Source organism: Amycolatopsis thermophila (assembly GCF_030814215.1).
GTDB lineage: Bacteria > Actinomycetota > Actinomycetes > Mycobacteriales > Pseudonocardiaceae > Amycolatopsis_E > Amycolatopsis_E thermophila.
Genome location: NZ_JAUSUT010000001.1, coordinates 3,305,058 through 3,319,120 on the forward strand (window position 1 = coordinate 3,305,058; position 14,063 = coordinate 3,319,120).

The window sequence follows — 14,063 nt, forward strand, 5'->3', positions numbered from 1 at the left end:
ACGATCATCGCTGCTCGTGGCCGCTCACCCACCCCACCGGACCTTGGCGCACAGGCACCCCTTCGTGGATATCCCCTGCTACGGCGCGGTGCGTAGCTCGGGGGAGAATAACCGACGCGTCCCACTTTGTGGACCCCACGAAAGGACTAGTCATACGCCTGTGACAGGAACGCCGCACAATCTTCTAATTAACCTGAAGTCGTGACCGCTACCTCCGCACGCCGGCTTCTCCTCGTGCACGCCCACCCCGACGACGAGAGCATCACCACCGGGGGGACCATCGCCCGCTACGCCGCCGAAGGGGTCGAGACGACCCTCGTGACCTGCACACTCGGCGAGGAGGGGGAGATCATCCCGAAGGGACTGGACCAGCTCGGCGCGTGGGCGGGCGACCAGCTCGGCGGGTACCGCGTGGGGGAGCTGGCGGCGGCCGGCGCGGCCCTCGGGTTGACCCGCCAGTGTTATCTGGGCGGTATCGGGCGGTGGCGGGATTCCGGCATGGCGGGCACGCCGTCGGCCGATCACCCGCGGGCCTTTTGCGGAGGTGATCCACATGAGCAGGCCGGCCAGTTGCGGACCGTTCTGGACGAGGTGCGGCCCCATGTGGTCGTGACCTACAACGCCTTCGGCGGGTACGGGCACCCGGACCACATCCGGGCACACGCAGTAACCATGATCGCGGTCCAGGACGCACCGTACGTGCGCCGGGTCTTCCACATCGCCGCCTCGCGCGACGCGCTCGCGCGCGGGCTCGACCGGCTGCGGGACGTGCCCGGGCTGCCGTGGCGGCTGCCGGAGGACGGCGAGCTGCCCACGACCCCGGACGAGGAGATCACCACCGCGATCGACGTCGGCGACCACCTCGACGCCAAGATCGCGGCGCTGGCCGCGCACGAGACGCAGATCAGCGTCCGGCCCCCCGCGTTCGCGTTGTCCAACGGCATCGCGCAGCCCATCGGCGACGTCGAGCACTATGTACTCGTGCACGGCCCCGCCGAGGGCGCGGAGCGCGACCTGTTCGGAGGGCTGTAGATGACCAGGCTGCTGCTGGTGCTGCTGATCGTCGACGCGGCACTGCTGGCGCTGCTCGAGCTGTTCTTCCTGCCGCTGCGCGTCGGCGGCACGATCCCGTTCCCGATCACCGCACTCGTCGCCGCGGTCACCACGCCGGTGCTCGTCCGGCTGGCCGGGCGGCTCGTCGCGCCGCGGGCGGCGTTTGCCCCGTTGATCGTGTGGGTACTGGTCGTAGTGGTCGTCGGGCTGTTCGGGCCCGGCGGTGATCTCGTGCTGCTGCAGGACTGGCGAGCGTTGCTGCTCATCGCCGGCGGGGCACTGCCGGCCGCCCTGAGCCTGGGTGGGGTGCTCGCCGTGCCGCCGAAGGAAGGTGCCGCCCGCCGTGGGTGAAGCGATTTCCGACCGCCAGGTCGTCGCCGTGCTGCGGCCGGTCGTGCGCGCGTCGGGCCCCGTGCTGCACGCGTTGCGCACCCCGGGCCGCCTGGAGGGGCTGGCCTCCGTGCGCGTGCCCGGATCAGCCGCGTGGGAGGCGATGGCCCGCGACCAGCACGTCGACTGGTGGATCAACCGGCTGGGACGGCTGACCTCGCTCGTCACCTCGATCCCCGGCCTGGGTGGCGCGCTCGCCGACCGGCTGCCCGTGCAGGACGCGCTGGGCACGGCCACGCAGGCGCTGCTGCTGACCGCCATCGCCGAGGAACGCGGCGTCACCGACGTCGGTGAGCGCGTCCGGCTGGTCGCGTGGGTGCTGTTCGGACGCGACGTCGACCCGGCGCTCGCGGCGGGCAAGGACGGTGAACGCGACGCGGCCGTCGAGGACGCCGAAACCGCGAAGCTGGCCGGTGAGTTCTCCCAGGTGGAGCACCGCTCGCGGCACATCACCCTGAAGTCCGCGGGCAAGACCCTGTGGCGCATGGGCCGCTCGCTCATGGCGATCACCGGCGAGCTGGACAAGCGGCCGCACGGCCGGTTCTACCACCGGGCCGTCGGGATGCTGCCGGTCGTCGGCCTGGTCGGCGACTACCTCGGCGAGCGCAGCGGGCTCAAGCGGGTCGTGCGCCGCGCGGACGACTGGATCGCCCGCGCGGCCTAGCGTCAGTGGCGCCAGAAGAGGAAGGCGTACTGGCCGACCGCCGCGGCGAAGTCGTTGCCGCCGCACGCGCCGTAGATGAACTGCACCAGGTCCCAGAACGCGCTGCCCACGGCGGGAACCGCGAACAGCAGGGCGAACAGGACCAGCGGCGCCCACGGCCGCGCCTTCGCGCCGAACTCGCGCGCCTCCGGCGACAGGTAGGGCTCGATCGCGCCGTAGCCGTCCAGGCCGGGCACCGGCAGGATGTTCAGCACGAAGGCCGCGATCTGCAGCAGCGCCAGGAACGACAGCCCGGCCAGCAGGCCGATCGGCATGGGGACCAGCTGCACCACCACGGTGAGCACGATGCCGACCAGGAGGTTGCTCAGCGGGCCGGCCAGGGACACCCACGACGCGACGGAGCGGGTGCGCAGGGCCCACCGGTTGATCCACACCGCACCGCCGGGCAGCGGGATGCCGCCGATGAGCAGGAAGATCAACGGCAGCACGATGGACAGCACCGGGTCGGTGTAGTGCCGGACGTCCATCGACAGGTAGCCCTTCGAGGCGACTTCGTAGTCGCCGCCCTTGAAGGCCACGAAGGCGTGCCCGAACTCGTGCAGCGTGAGCGAGAGCACCCATCCCGCGATCACGAGGATGAAGATGCCGGCTACCACCATCGGGTCTTGGTTGGGAGTCAGCAGCGTGTTCGCATCACCGAACGCGGCCAGTAGGCCACCCACTACGGTGAGTGCGAGGATGCCGAAGAAGACAGGACTGGGTCGGACCGCGGATCGTTGCACGAGGTCCAGTCTGTCGCATCCTCGCGAGTCGATGCTCGGCGTGTCCGCTTGCGCGGCGGCGGAGAAGCATCCCCCAACCTCGCTACTCCGCTTGACCTAGCCTCATTACACGGGTGTAATCACAGTGCTGTTATTCGTTGCTGCAAGGGGGCGACGGTGACGGCGATGCAAGACCGCCAGCCTGGGGAGTGCGTGGAAGCAGAGGAGGCGGACATGCGGTTGGAAACTGATGGAAGGGATTGGGGGAACGTCGTGGAGTGGCGAGAAGGCCCGGAGGTGGAGCTGGGCGAGCTCGTCGACCTCTTCGACAACGACGAGCCCCCCGAGTGGCAGGACCGCGCGCTGTGCGCGCAGACCGATCCCGAGGCGTTCTTCCCGGAGAAGGGCGGCTCCACCCGTGAGGCGAAGCGGATCTGTCAGGGCTGCGAAGTGAAGGGCGAATGCCTGGAGTACGCGCTGGCCCACGACGAGCGCTTCGGCATCTGGGGCGGTCTGTCCGAACGGGAGCGTCGGAAGCTCAAAAAGCGGGCTGTCTAAGGAAATTTCACGCCTGCTTCACAACGAGGTGGCAGGTGTTCGCGTACTCGTGCGGGTGCGCCGGGCACGGTCGGCTCAGCTAGGCTAACGCGGCAGGAGATCGACACCGATCGTCGCCGCCCACTGGAGAAGCCTTGCCCGACAACGTGAACGTCCCGGACAAGACGTCGACGGTGGCCAGGATCGCCCCGGTTGCGGGCGTTTTCGTGGTGCTGGCCGCACTGGGTCTGTCGGTCAACGCGGGACGACTGGGGTTCGACCTCGCCGGCGGGCGGCTGCTCGAGACCGGATCGCTGGGCGAGGTCTGGTCGGCTTATCTCGCGGGCTGGCACGCGGTGGGCGGTGGCACGGCGAGTGCCGCGCCGGCCGCACTGGCCGTGCTCGGTGTCTTCGGGGCGATCTTCACCCCGCACGGGTTCGTGTCGTTGCTGATGATCGCGGACGCCCCGCTCGCCGGGGTGTCGGCGTACTTCGCCACGCGGCGCCTCCCGGTGCACCGGTGGGTGCGCGCGGTGGTCGCCGCGGTCTACGGGCTGCTGCCCGCCGCGACGGCGGCGGTGGCGCAGGGCAGGCTCGACGTGGTGGCCGCTCACATCCTGCTGCCGCCCGTGGTGGCCGGGATCGCGGGACTGCTGACCGGTCCGGGACAGCGGTGGCTGCACTCGTCGTCGTTGGGCGCGCTGGGCCTGGCGCTGCTCGGCGCGTTCTCACCGCTGGCGCACCTGCTCGCGCTGGCCGGGCTGATCGTCGGGTTCGTGGTGCTGCCCTCGCCCGCGCCGCTGCTCAAGCGGGCCGGTGCGGTGGTCATCGTCGTGCTCGTGCCGCTGGCGCTGCTGATGCCGTGGCCGACGGTGCTGGTGAACCACCCGGCGCTGGTCCTGCACGGGCTGAGCGGCCCGGGCGATCCGGTGACCGCGGTCGACCTCGCCGGCCTCGACCCCGGCGGCGCCGGTGCGTTGCCGGTCGGGCTCGTCGTGCTCCTGGCCGCGGTGATCGCCTTCGCGGTGCGGCCGTCGCGGGCGGCCGGGGCCGGCCTCGCGGTGGTCGGCCTCGGGGTGGTGGGGTTGCTCGTGGTCCGGCTGGTGACGGTGACACCGCTGCAGGGCGGTGAACCGTCGCCGGGGTTCGCCGGCGTGCCCCTGCTGGTGATCGGGGCCGGGCTGCTGTGGATCGTGCTGTCCGCCTGCCGCGGTGATCTCGGAAAGCCTTTTCTCGCTGGTGGCGCCGTGCTCGTCGGGGCACTGGCGGTGGGGGTCGTCGTGGCGGGCAGCGGCGGGCCGTTGCACTCCGGTGGCGGCCCCGCGCTCGCGCCGGACCAGGCCGGCGAGCTCGCCCGCACCGGGCGGTCGGTGCTGGTCCTCGACGCCGGTCACGCGCCGGCGCTGCAGACCGGCGGCCGGATGCCGCGCTTCGGCGACGAGCAGCTGGCGGTGAGCGCGGCGACGCCCGCGCGGCTGGCGGGGTGGCACGACGCGCTGGTGAACCCGGAGGCTTCCCGGACGCGCGCGGCGTTGTCCGGTGCGGCGGCGTCCGGCGCGTTGTTCGTGGTGCTCCCGGCGGGCGCGGACGCCCGCCCGATCGTGGGGATGGCCGGGGACCTGGCGGCTTCGGTCGCGCCGACCAGCGACGGGCGGCCGGTGCTGCGGCTGCTCGAGCCCGGCGGTCAGGTCGTGTTGATCCCGCCCGGGGTCGCGCGGCAGGCGGTCACGTCGCAGGCGCCGACGAGCACGCTCGGGGTGACACCGGTCGACGCGCAGCTGCCGGACGTGCGGGTGCGGGTGTCCGAGGGCGTGCCGGGGCGGCTGCTCGTGCTGGCGGCCGAGCAGGAGGACGGCTGGCGCGCGACCGTGGACGGCAGGCCGGTGCCGATCGTGCCGGCGTGGGGCCACCAGGTGGCGGTCGCGGTGCCGACGGCGCAGGCCGAGGTGACGCTCCAGCACCCCGCCACGCTCCGGGACGTGCTGCTGCTCGTGCAGATCGCGGCCGTGCTGTTCACGCTGCTGACCGCGGTACCGACCCGCCTGCGCGATCCGCACCGCGGCGAGGAGGAGCCGGCGCCGGCTCCGGCCGCCTGAGACCTACTCGCCGCCCTCGATGATGTCCGGTTCGACGCCCAGGTAGCCGGCCACCTGCTCGACCAGCACGTCGTGCACGAGTTCGGCCAGTTCGCCGGGGTCCTTGGCCCGCGCCTCCAGCGGGCGCCGGTACAGCACGATCCGCGCGCGCGTCGGCATGCCTGCCCGGTCCACGCCCGCCGGGACCAGCCGGGACAGCGGCACCGCCCCGTCGTGGAGCACCCCGTCGTCCTCCGGGCCGCCACCGCCGCGGATCTCGGGCACGTCGTCGACGGCCACGTCGAGCTTGGTCAGCTGGTCCCGCCAGCGGGCCTCGATCGGCTCCAGCGCGTCGAGCACGAGCTGGTCGAACTTCTCCGCACGGCTGGCCGCGGCGGGCAGGGTCGCCGGGTACAGCGGCCCGCGCAGCCCGCGGCCATGCCGGTCCCGGCGGACACGCCGCCGATGCCGGGAACTTCGAGCCATAGACACATCCGGAAGGTTACGCGTTGGCGTCGGTCGGTGGCCTCCACCGGTGCGCCTGCGCGCACTTGTCGGGGTGAAGCGCTATCGTCTGCGATCGTGTCGAGCGTACGAAAGTGTTCGCGAACGGGGTGCCTGAACCCGGCCGTCGCCACGCTTACCTACGCCTACAGCGATTCGACCGCGGTGGTCGGTCCCCTCGCGACGGCGTCCGAGCCGCATTCCTACGACCTGTGCGAGGAGCACGCGCTCCGGCTGACCGCACCCCGGGGCTGGGAGGTCGTCCGGCACGAGGGCGAGTTCGCCGCCCCGGACCGGTCCGACGACGAGCTCACGGCGCTGGCCGAGGCCGTCCGGGAGGCCGGCCGGTCGGACAAGCCCGCCCCGCCGCCGGAGCCGGAGGGCCCCTCCGGGCGCCGCGGCCACCTGCGGGTGCTGCCCGACCCGATCTCGTAGGTCACGCCACATCCGCCGAGCGTTCCCCCGGTAGGCTCTCGGGTATCCGCAGCCCATGGACAACTCTCGGGGAGAGCGCGTGTCAGACCTGTCGGCCATCGTCAAGGCCTACGACATCCGTGGTGTCGTCGGCGAGCAGCTGGACGCCGGCCTCGTCCGGGACTTCGGTGCCGCCTTCGCGCTGCTGATCAAGCCGGAGTCGCCGTCGGTCGTGATCGGCCACGACATGCGCGAGTCGTCCCCGGGCCTGGCCGCCGCGTTCGCCGAGGGCGTCAACTCGCAGGGCCTCGACGTCGTCTCGATCGGCCTGTGCAGCACCGACCAGCTCTACTTCGCCTCCGGCTCGCTCAACATGCCGGGCGCGATGTTCACGGCGAGCCACAACCCGGCCCGGTACAACGGCATCAAGCTGTGCCGCGCGGGCGCCGCCCCGGTCGGCCAGGAGTCCGGGCTCGCCGAGATCCGCGACACCGTCGAGCAGGGCGTGCCGCAGTTCGCCGGGCAGCCGGGCAGCGTCACCGAGCGGGACGTGCTGCCGGAGTACGCCGCCTACCTGCGCCGGCTGGTCGACCTGTCGGGAAGCCGCCCGCTGAAGATCGCCGTGGACGCGGGCAACGGCATGGGCGGCCACACCGTCCCCACCGTCTTCGAGGGCCTGCCGATCGAGGTCGTGCCGATGTACTTCGAGCTCGACGGCAGCTTCCCCAACCACGAGGCCAACCCGCTGGACCCGAAGAACCTGGTCGACCTGCAGGCCAAGGTGCGCGAGGTGGGCGCGGACGCGGGCCTGGCCTTCGACGGCGACGCCGACCGTTGCTTCGTGGTCGACGAGAACGGCGACCCGGTCTCGCCGAGCGCGATCACCGCACTGGTCGCGGTGCGCGAGCTGGCCAAGGAGCCGGGCGCCACGATCATCCACAACCTGATCACGTCGCAGGCGGTGCCGGAGATCGTCGCCGAGCACGGCGGCAAGCCGGTGCGCACCCGTGTCGGGCACTCGTTCATCAAGCAGGAGATGGCGTCCACCGGCGCGATCTTCGGCGGCGAGCACTCGGCCCACTACTACTTCCGCGACTTCTGGCGGGCCGACACCGGCATGCTGGCGGCCCTGCACGTGCTGGCCGCGCTCGGTGAGCAGGACGGTCCGCTGTCCGAGCTGACGGCGGCGTACTCGCGCTACGCGGCCTCGGGCGAGATCAACTCGACGGTCGACGACCAGGTCGCCAAGCAGCTCGCCGTCAAGGACGCGTTCGCGAGCCGGCCGGGCGTCGAGGTCGACGAGATGGACGGCCTCACCGTGAGGCTGCCGGGCAAGGCGTGGTTCAATCTGCGCCCGTCCAACACCGAGCCGCTGCTGCGGCTCAACGTCGAGGCCGCCGACGAGGACGCGGTCCGCGCGCTGACCGAAGAAGTCCTCGCGATCGTTCGCAGCTAGGGAGGTTCCATGGCAGTCGCGCTCGACCCCAAGTTGCTGGAGATCCTGGCCTGCCCGTCCGACGACCACGCGCCGCTGCGCCCGGGCACCGCGGGCGACCCGGAGGCCGACGCCCTGACGTGCACGTCGTGCGGCCGCGAGTTCCCGGTCCGGGACGGCATCCCGGTCCTGTTGCTCGACGAGGCCACGATCCCGGGTGAGTCCCGTGCCGACGGTGCTTGACGACACCCTCCTGGACGACCCCGCACGGCTGGCGGAGGCCGACACGGCAGGACTGCTGCGGGCCGCGGCGATGGCGGGCGCCCAGGTGCGCGCCACCGCCGAGGTCGCCGGTGAGGCCGAGCTGGCCGACCGGCTCGACCTGGGCCGTCCGCGCGCGCTCGTGCTGGTCGTCCGTCCGGGCGTGGGCCGGAGTGTCGCCCGGTTGCTGCACGCGCTGCTGGCGCCGGCCTGCCCGGTGCCGGTCGTGGTCACCGACGCGGTGCCGCCGTGGATCGGCGCGCTCGACGTCGTGTTCACCCACACCGACGACCCGTTCGACCGCGAGCTCGCGGCGGGCGTCGAACGGGCCACGCGGTTCGGGGCGACGGTCGTGCTGTCCGCGCCGAACGAGGGGCCGGTGGCGGCGTCGATCGCCGGGAAGGGCATCCAGCTCGTCCCGCGGGTCCCGGTGCCGCCCGAGCTGACGTTCGCCCGCGGTCTCGCCGCCGCCCTGCTCACCGCGAACGCGCTCGGGTTGCTGATGGCCGACGTGCAGGCGCTGGCCGACCAGCTCGACTCCGAGGCGGAGCGGGGCCACCTCGGCCGCGACTCCTTCACCAACCCGGCCAAGGCGCTCGCCCTGCGCCTCGCCGACCGGATCCCGCTGCTGTGGGGACTCGACCCGATCGCGGTCGCCGTCGCCCAGCACGCCGGGTACGCGCTGGGCGCGTTCGCCGGGGTCGTCGCCGACGTCGCCGACTACCGGCAGGCGCTGACCCGCCGCGCACTGCACCAGGCGGCCGCGAGCAGCTCGGGCGAGCGGGACATCTTCGCCGACCCCGATTTCGACAGCGACCTGCCGAACTACCGGCCGCTGCTGCTCGCGGTGCACAGCGGCCCGGCGGCCGACGCGGCGCGCCACGACGCTTCGCATACGCTTCCCGGGGCCGGGGTGGTCGCGCCCGCGGACGAGATCGTCGGTGACGAACCCGTGCGCGCCGGGGTGCTCGCACTCCGGTTCGAGCTGGCCGCGGTCTACCTCGGGCTGGCGACCGCCACCACGGGTGGTGGCGGGCACTACGAACCGGCGAGCGCCTGACGCCGGTCCGGGCCCGAATCCGCGGGATCGGGCGAGGGGTTGTAGAGCCAAGGAGTTGAGAAGACAGTGGAGCTGCTGCGCAACGCGGTGCGGCCCTACGCCTGGGGGTCCCGGACGACCATCCCCGAGCTGCTGGGACGGGAGGTGCCGGCGCCCCACCCGGAGGCGGAGCTGTGGATGGGTGCGCACCCGGGCGACCCGTCGCGTCTCGTGGGCCCGGACGGCGACGAGCGCAGCCTGCTGGAACTCGTCGAGTCCGATCCGCACGGGCAGCTGGGCCGGGAGTGCGCCGAGCGCTGGGGCAACCGGCTGCCGTTCCTGCTGAAGATCCTCGCCGTCGAGGAGCCGCTGTCGATGCAGGCGCACCCGTCGGCCGAGCAGTCGGCGGAGGGGTACGCGCGCGAGGAGGCCGCCGGGATCCCGCGTGACGCGGCGAACCGGAACTACCCGGACCCGACCGCCAAGCCCGAGCTGGTGTGCGCGCTGACGGAGTTCCACGCGCTGGCCGGGTTCCGGAAGCCGGAGCGCACGGTCGAGCTGCTGCGCGCCATCGAGACCCCGGGGCTGGCCAAGTACACCGAGCTGCTGGCGGCCCAGCCCGACTCGGCCGGCCTGCGCGCGCTGTTCACCACGTGGATCACGCTGCCGCAGCCGGTGCTGGACGAGCTGCTGCCCGAGGTGCTCGACGCGTGCGTGTTGCACGTGAAGGACCACGGCCAGTTCGACGTCGAGTGCCGCACGATCCTCGAGCTGGGCGAGGCGCACCCGCGTGACGCGGGCGTGCTGGCCGCGCTGCTGCTGAACCGGCTGACGCTGAGCGCGGGCGAGGCGATCTACCTGCCGGCCGGGAACCTGCACCTGTACCTGCACGGCACCGCGGTGGAGATCTTGGCGAACTCGGACAACATCCTGCGCTGCGGGCTGACGCCGAAGCACGTGGACGTGCCCGAGCTGCTCCGCGTCGTCGACTTCACGTGCGCGGACATGCCGATCCTGCGTGGCGAGCCGTCCGACTGCGGGGAGGTCTACACGACCGACGCGCCGGAGTTCGAGCTGTCCCGCTGCGAGTGGGCGCCCGGCGAGACCGGTTCGCTGCGGGTGGACAACGGCAAGCCGCAGATCCTGCTGTGCACGCAGGGGTCGGTGCGGGTCAAGGCGGAGAGCGGCCAGGAGATCGAACTGCGCCGTGGCCAGTCGATGTGGGTGCCGGCCTCCGACCCGGCGGTCGCGGTGCACCCCGCGGAGAGCGGACGGACCCAGCTGTTCCGCGCGACGTCGGGCTGCCTGTAGCGCCGATCCGCGCCGGCCTTGGCGATCCCGCGTGCTCGGCGCGTCAGGCGGGGTCGATCACCCGGCTGCGGATGTGCTCGTAGATCACGTTCGTCCGGACGTCGGCGACCTCCTGGCGCTGCGTGAGGCGGTCGATGACGAAGGCGTACAGGCTGTCGTTGTCCGGCACGGCCACGTGCACCAGGAAGTCCTCGCCGCCGGTCACCACGAACACGCCCAGCGTCTCCGGCAGCAGCGTCACCCATTCCCGGAAGGCATCGATGACCGGCCGGGACGGTGGGCGCACCCGGATCGCGATGAGCGCCTGCACCGGGCGGCCGATCTCGCCCAGATCCAGGTCCACGCTGTAACCGCGGATCACCCCGCGCTCGCGCAGAGCGCGGACCCGCTCCAGCGACGTCGACGGCGAAACGCCCGTCGCCGCGGCCAGTTCCCGGTTGGTCCGCCGTCCGTCGCGCTGCAGTTCCCGCAGCAGTGCCTGATCAAGTTCGTCCAACCGGGCCAAAACGGGCCTCCTCTCGAATTAAGTTCGGCGCCGCTGGCCGAATCGCACATCTCTGCCTAGCTTAGGCGTCCGTGACCACAGATCATCAGGTAGATGTCCAGCTCGACGCCACCACCCGCACCGCCAAGGTCAAGTGGGTGATCGTCGCCGACCCGTCGCTCGGTCCGGGGCTCGTCGCCAACGCGACCGCGTGCCTGGGCGCGTCGGTCGGCAAGGTGCTGCCGGAGCTCCTCGGCCCGGAGGTGGCCGACGCGTCGGGCGGCACGCACGCCGGCCTGCCGTGGACCGGCTGTTCGATCCTGGCCGCCGACGCGGCGAAGCTGCTGCAGATCCGCACCAAGGCCGCGAACCGCGAGGGGATCTTCGTCGCCGACATGTCCAAGCACGCGCAGGCCAGCCGCTCCTACGTCGAGTACACCGAGGCGATGACCAGCACCGACGCCGACGCTTTCGAGTACTACGCGGTGAGCCTGGTCGGCCCGCGCAACAAGATCGACAAACTGGTTGGCGGACTCCCACTGCTCCGGTGACGGCGCGGGCCTTAGGCTCGGTCCCGACAAATCGGGAAGACTCCAGGGGGTCAGCGTGTCGGCAAGTGGCGGAACGAAGGCGATCCTCGCGGCACTCGGCGCCAACGCCGGGATCGCCGTGGCGAAGTTCGCCGGGTTCCTGGTCACCGGGTCGTCGTCCATGCTCGCCGAGTCGGTGCACTCGCTCGCCGACACGTCCAACCAGGGCCTGCTGCTGCTCGGCCAGAAGCAGTCCCGGCGCCACGCCAACCGGGAACACCCCTTCGGCTTCGGCCGCGAGCGCTACTTCTACTCGTTCGTCGTCGCGCTGATGCTGTTCACGCTCGGCTCGGTGTTCGCGCTGTACGAGGGCATCCACAAGATCGAGCACCCGGAACCGCTGACCAGCCCCCTGGTCGCGGTGGCCATCCTGGTGGTCGCGATCTGCCTGGAGGGCTACTCCTTCGTCACCGCGATGCGGGAGTCCGCCAAGATCAAGGGCGACGTCTCCTGGTGGCAGTTCATCCGCCAGTCGCGCACCCCGGAGCTGCCGGTCGTGCTGCTGGAGGACTCCGGCGCCCTGTTCGGCCTGGTGTTCGCGCTGGCCGGGGTCGGGCTGTCCGAGCTGACCGGTGACCCGGTGTGGGACGGCATCGGCACCGTGATGATCGGCGCGCTGCTCGGCGTCATCGCGATCATCCTGATCGTCGAGATGAAGAGCCTGCTCATCGGCGAGGGCGCGACCGACCGCGAACTCACCAGCATCTGCGACGCGCTCACCGACGGCCGGGTCGAGCGGGTGATCCACATCCGGACCCAGTACCTGGGCCCGGACGAGCTGCTGGTCGCCGCGAAGCTCGCGCTCGCGCCGCGGCTCGAGCTGTCCGAGGTGGCCGGCGAGATCGACGCCGCCGAGGCCAGGGTGCGCGAGCGGGTGCCCGCCGCGCGGCTGATCTACCTGGAGCCGGATCTGGACCGTCAGCTTGTCTGACGCCGATTCGCCTGCCTCACCCGTTCGCGTTAAGGTGACCAACCGGACCTGAGACCCAGGACACCGGGAGGAGACACCCTTGCCAGGTAACGGGCTGTGGCGCACCAAGTCGATCGAGCAGTCCATTAAGGACACCGACGAGCCGGACACCAGGTTGCGGCGCAACCTGTCCGCGTGGGACCTGACGGTGTTCGGGGTGGCGGTCGTGATCGGCGCCGGGATCTTCACGCTGACCGCGCGCACGGCGGGCGACTACGCCGGGCCCTCGGTGTCACTGGCGTTCGTGTTCGCCGCGATCGCGTGCGGGCTCGCGGCGCTGTGCTACGCCGAGTTCGCCTCGACCGTGCCCGTCGCGGGCAGCGCGTACACGTTCTCGTACGCGACATTCGGCGAGTTCATGGCGTGGATCATCGGCTGGGACCTGGTGCTGGAGCTGGCCGTCGGCGCGGCCGCGGTGGCCAAGGGCTGGTCGGTGTACCTGGAGACGGTGCTCGGCTACATCTTCGGCAAGGGCGCGAAGACGACGTTCGCCCTCGGCGGCCTCACCGTCGACTGGGGTGCGCTGATCCTGGTGGTCGTGCTCGCCACGGTGCTCGCGATCGGCACCAAGCTGTCGTCGCGGGTGTCGATGGTGATCACCGCGATCAAGGTCGGCATCGTGCTGTTCGTCATCGTGCTCGGCCTGTTCTACATCAAGGGTGACAACTACACGCCCTACATCCCGCCGGGCGCCGAGGGCGGTGCCGGGGAGACCGGGGTGAACCAGTCGCTGTTCTCGGTCATCGCGGGTGGGGCGAGCAGCTCGTTCGGCATGTTCGGCCTGCTGGCCGGCGCGTCGCTGGTGTTCTTCGCGTTCATCGGGTTCGACATCGTGGCCACCACGGCGGAGGAGACGAAGAACCCGCAGCGCTCGGTGCCGCGCGGCATCTTCGGCTCGCTCGCGATCGTCACCGTGCTGTACGTGGCGGTGTCGCTGGTGGTCGTCGGGATGGTGCCCTACACCGAGCTGGCCACCTCCGCCGGCGACGGCAGCCACAAGACGCTGGCGACCGCGTTCGCCGCGAACGGCGTCAACTGGGCCGCGAACGTCATCTCGGTGGGCGCGCTCGCCGGCCTGACGACCGTGGTGATGGTGCTGATGCTCGGCCAGGTCCGGGTCCTGTACGCGATGTCGCGGGACGGCCTGCTGCCGCGGTCGCTGGCCCGCACGAGCGAGCGCGGCACCCCGGCCCGCGCGACGATGCTGGTCGGCGTGCTGGTCGCCGTGGCCGCGACGTTCTTCCCGGCGGACAAGCTGGAGGAGATGGTCAACGTCGGCACGCTGTTCGCGTTCGTCCTGGTCTCGGCCGGTGTGCTGGTGCTGCGCCGGACGCGCCCGGACCTGCCGCGCGCGTTCAAGGTGCCGGGTGTGCCCGTGGTGCCGATCCTGGCGATCCTGGCCTGCCTGTGGCTGATGCTGAACCTGACCGTGCTGACCTGGCTGCGGTTCCTGGCGTGGATGGTCGTCGGCGTCGTCATCTACTTCGCCTACAGCCGCAGGCATTCGCTGCTCGGCAAGCGCGCGACGGAAACGCCGATGCCGGTCGAAGGCGCGGACCCGACGAAGCCGTGAGT

16 protein-coding genes are annotated in these 14,063 nt (G+C 71.7%); 13 read left to right on the forward strand and 3 right to left on the reverse strand.

Annotated elements, in window-relative coordinates; genetic code table 11:
* Positions 1-201: 201 nt before the first annotated feature.
* Genes mshB through FB470_RS16400 form a run of 3 tightly spaced genes read left to right on the forward strand, consistent with a single transcriptional unit; the run spans position 202 to position 2,107 of the window.
* On the forward strand, positions 202-1,032 hold the full coding sequence (gene mshB, locus FB470_RS16390; protein ID WP_306992516.1) for an N-acetyl-1-D-myo-inositol-2-amino-2-deoxy-alpha-D-glucopyranoside deacetylase: 831 nt from the start codon (positions 202-204) through the stop codon (positions 1,030-1,032).
* A complete protein-coding gene (locus FB470_RS16395) occupies positions 1,033-1,404 on the forward strand; it encodes a hypothetical protein (RefSeq protein ID WP_306992517.1) in 372 nt (123 codons plus the stop codon).
* Positions 1,397-2,107 (forward strand): hypothetical protein, encoded by a 711-nt coding sequence (locus FB470_RS16400; RefSeq protein ID WP_306992519.1) that lies wholly within the window; start codon positions 1,397-1,399, stop codon positions 2,105-2,107. Before FB470_RS16395 ends, FB470_RS16400 begins: the two co-directional genes overlap by 8 nt.
* A 2-nt stretch (positions 2,108-2,109) precedes the next feature.
* Here the strand turns inward: FB470_RS16400 and FB470_RS16405 are convergent, their stop codons facing one another.
* Entirely contained in the window at positions 2,110-2,889 is a 780-nt protein-coding gene (locus FB470_RS16405; protein ID WP_306992521.1) for a site-2 protease family protein, read from the reverse strand.
* 213 nt (positions 2,890-3,102) lie between these two features.
* On the opposite strand from FB470_RS16405, the gene FB470_RS16410 reads away from it, so the two are divergent.
* Positions 3,103-3,426: a WhiB family transcriptional regulator gene (locus FB470_RS16410; protein WP_306992523.1), complete on the forward strand. Its 324-nt coding sequence runs from the start codon at positions 3,103-3,105 to the stop codon at positions 3,424-3,426.
* A gap of 134 nt (positions 3,427-3,560) precedes the next feature.
* Positions 3,561-5,501: a hypothetical protein gene (locus tag FB470_RS16415; RefSeq protein WP_306992525.1), complete on the forward strand. Its 1,941-nt coding sequence runs from the start codon at positions 3,561-3,563 to the stop codon at positions 5,499-5,501.
* Between the two features lie 3 nt (positions 5,502-5,504).
* Here the strand turns inward: FB470_RS16415 and FB470_RS16420 are convergent, their stop codons facing one another.
* Positions 5,505-5,966 carry a metallopeptidase family protein gene (locus tag FB470_RS16420; RefSeq protein WP_306992527.1) on the reverse strand — a complete coding sequence of 154 codons (462 nt, stop codon included), beginning with the start codon at positions 5,964-5,966 and terminating at the stop codon, positions 5,505-5,507.
* Between the two features lie 96 nt (positions 5,967-6,062).
* On the opposite strand from FB470_RS16420, the gene FB470_RS16425 reads away from it, so the two are divergent.
* From FB470_RS16425 to manA, 5 genes are all read left to right on the forward strand, one after another.
* Positions 6,063-6,419, forward strand: coding sequence for a DUF3499 domain-containing protein (locus FB470_RS16425; protein ID WP_167111432.1), 357 nt, complete (start codon positions 6,063-6,065; stop codon positions 6,417-6,419).
* A 79-nt stretch (positions 6,420-6,498) separates the two neighbouring features.
* The gene (locus FB470_RS16430) at positions 6,499-7,854 is read left to right on the forward strand and encodes a phosphomannomutase/phosphoglucomutase (RefSeq protein WP_306992529.1); all 1,356 of its coding nucleotides are present in this window, start codon (positions 6,499-6,501) and stop codon (positions 7,852-7,854) included.
* A gap of 9 nt (positions 7,855-7,863) precedes the next feature.
* Positions 7,864-8,076 carry a Trm112 family protein gene (locus FB470_RS16435; protein WP_306992531.1) on the forward strand — a complete coding sequence of 71 codons (213 nt, stop codon included), beginning with the start codon at positions 7,864-7,866 and terminating at the stop codon, positions 8,074-8,076.
* Positions 8,060-9,154 (forward strand): hypothetical protein, encoded by a 1,095-nt coding sequence (locus FB470_RS16440; protein ID WP_306992533.1) that lies wholly within the window; start codon positions 8,060-8,062, stop codon positions 9,152-9,154. The genes FB470_RS16435 and FB470_RS16440 overlap by 17 nt, the downstream gene beginning before the upstream one ends.
* Before the next feature lie 66 nt (positions 9,155-9,220).
* Complete coding sequence (gene manA / locus FB470_RS16445) at positions 9,221-10,444, forward strand: mannose-6-phosphate isomerase, class I (RefSeq protein WP_306992535.1); 1,224 nt, start codon at positions 9,221-9,223, stop codon at positions 10,442-10,444.
* A gap of 43 nt (positions 10,445-10,487) precedes the next feature.
* Here the strand turns inward: manA and FB470_RS16450 are convergent, their stop codons facing one another.
* On the reverse strand, positions 10,488-10,940 hold the full coding sequence (locus tag FB470_RS16450) for an Lrp/AsnC family transcriptional regulator (protein ID WP_306992537.1): 453 nt from the start codon (positions 10,938-10,940) through the stop codon (positions 10,488-10,490).
* An 80-nt stretch (positions 10,941-11,020) separates the two neighbouring features.
* Between FB470_RS16450 and FB470_RS16455 the strand changes: the two genes are divergently transcribed.
* The 3 genes from FB470_RS16455 to FB470_RS16465 all read left to right on the forward strand — a co-directional run bounded on the left by FB470_RS16455 (position 11,021) and on the right by FB470_RS16465 (position 14,061).
* Positions 11,021-11,479: a DUF2000 domain-containing protein gene (locus tag FB470_RS16455; protein ID WP_306992539.1), complete on the forward strand. Its 459-nt coding sequence runs from the start codon at positions 11,021-11,023 to the stop codon at positions 11,477-11,479.
* Positions 11,480-11,534: 55 nt separating this feature from the next.
* Positions 11,535-12,449 carry a cation diffusion facilitator family transporter gene (locus FB470_RS16460; protein WP_306992541.1) on the forward strand — a complete coding sequence of 305 codons (915 nt, stop codon included), beginning with the start codon at positions 11,535-11,537 and terminating at the stop codon, positions 12,447-12,449.
* Positions 12,450-12,528: 79 nt separating this feature from the next.
* Positions 12,529-14,061: an amino acid permease gene (locus FB470_RS16465; RefSeq protein WP_306992543.1), complete on the forward strand. Its 1,533-nt coding sequence runs from the start codon at positions 12,529-12,531 to the stop codon at positions 14,059-14,061.
* The last annotated feature ends 2 nt before the right edge of the window (positions 14,062-14,063 follow it).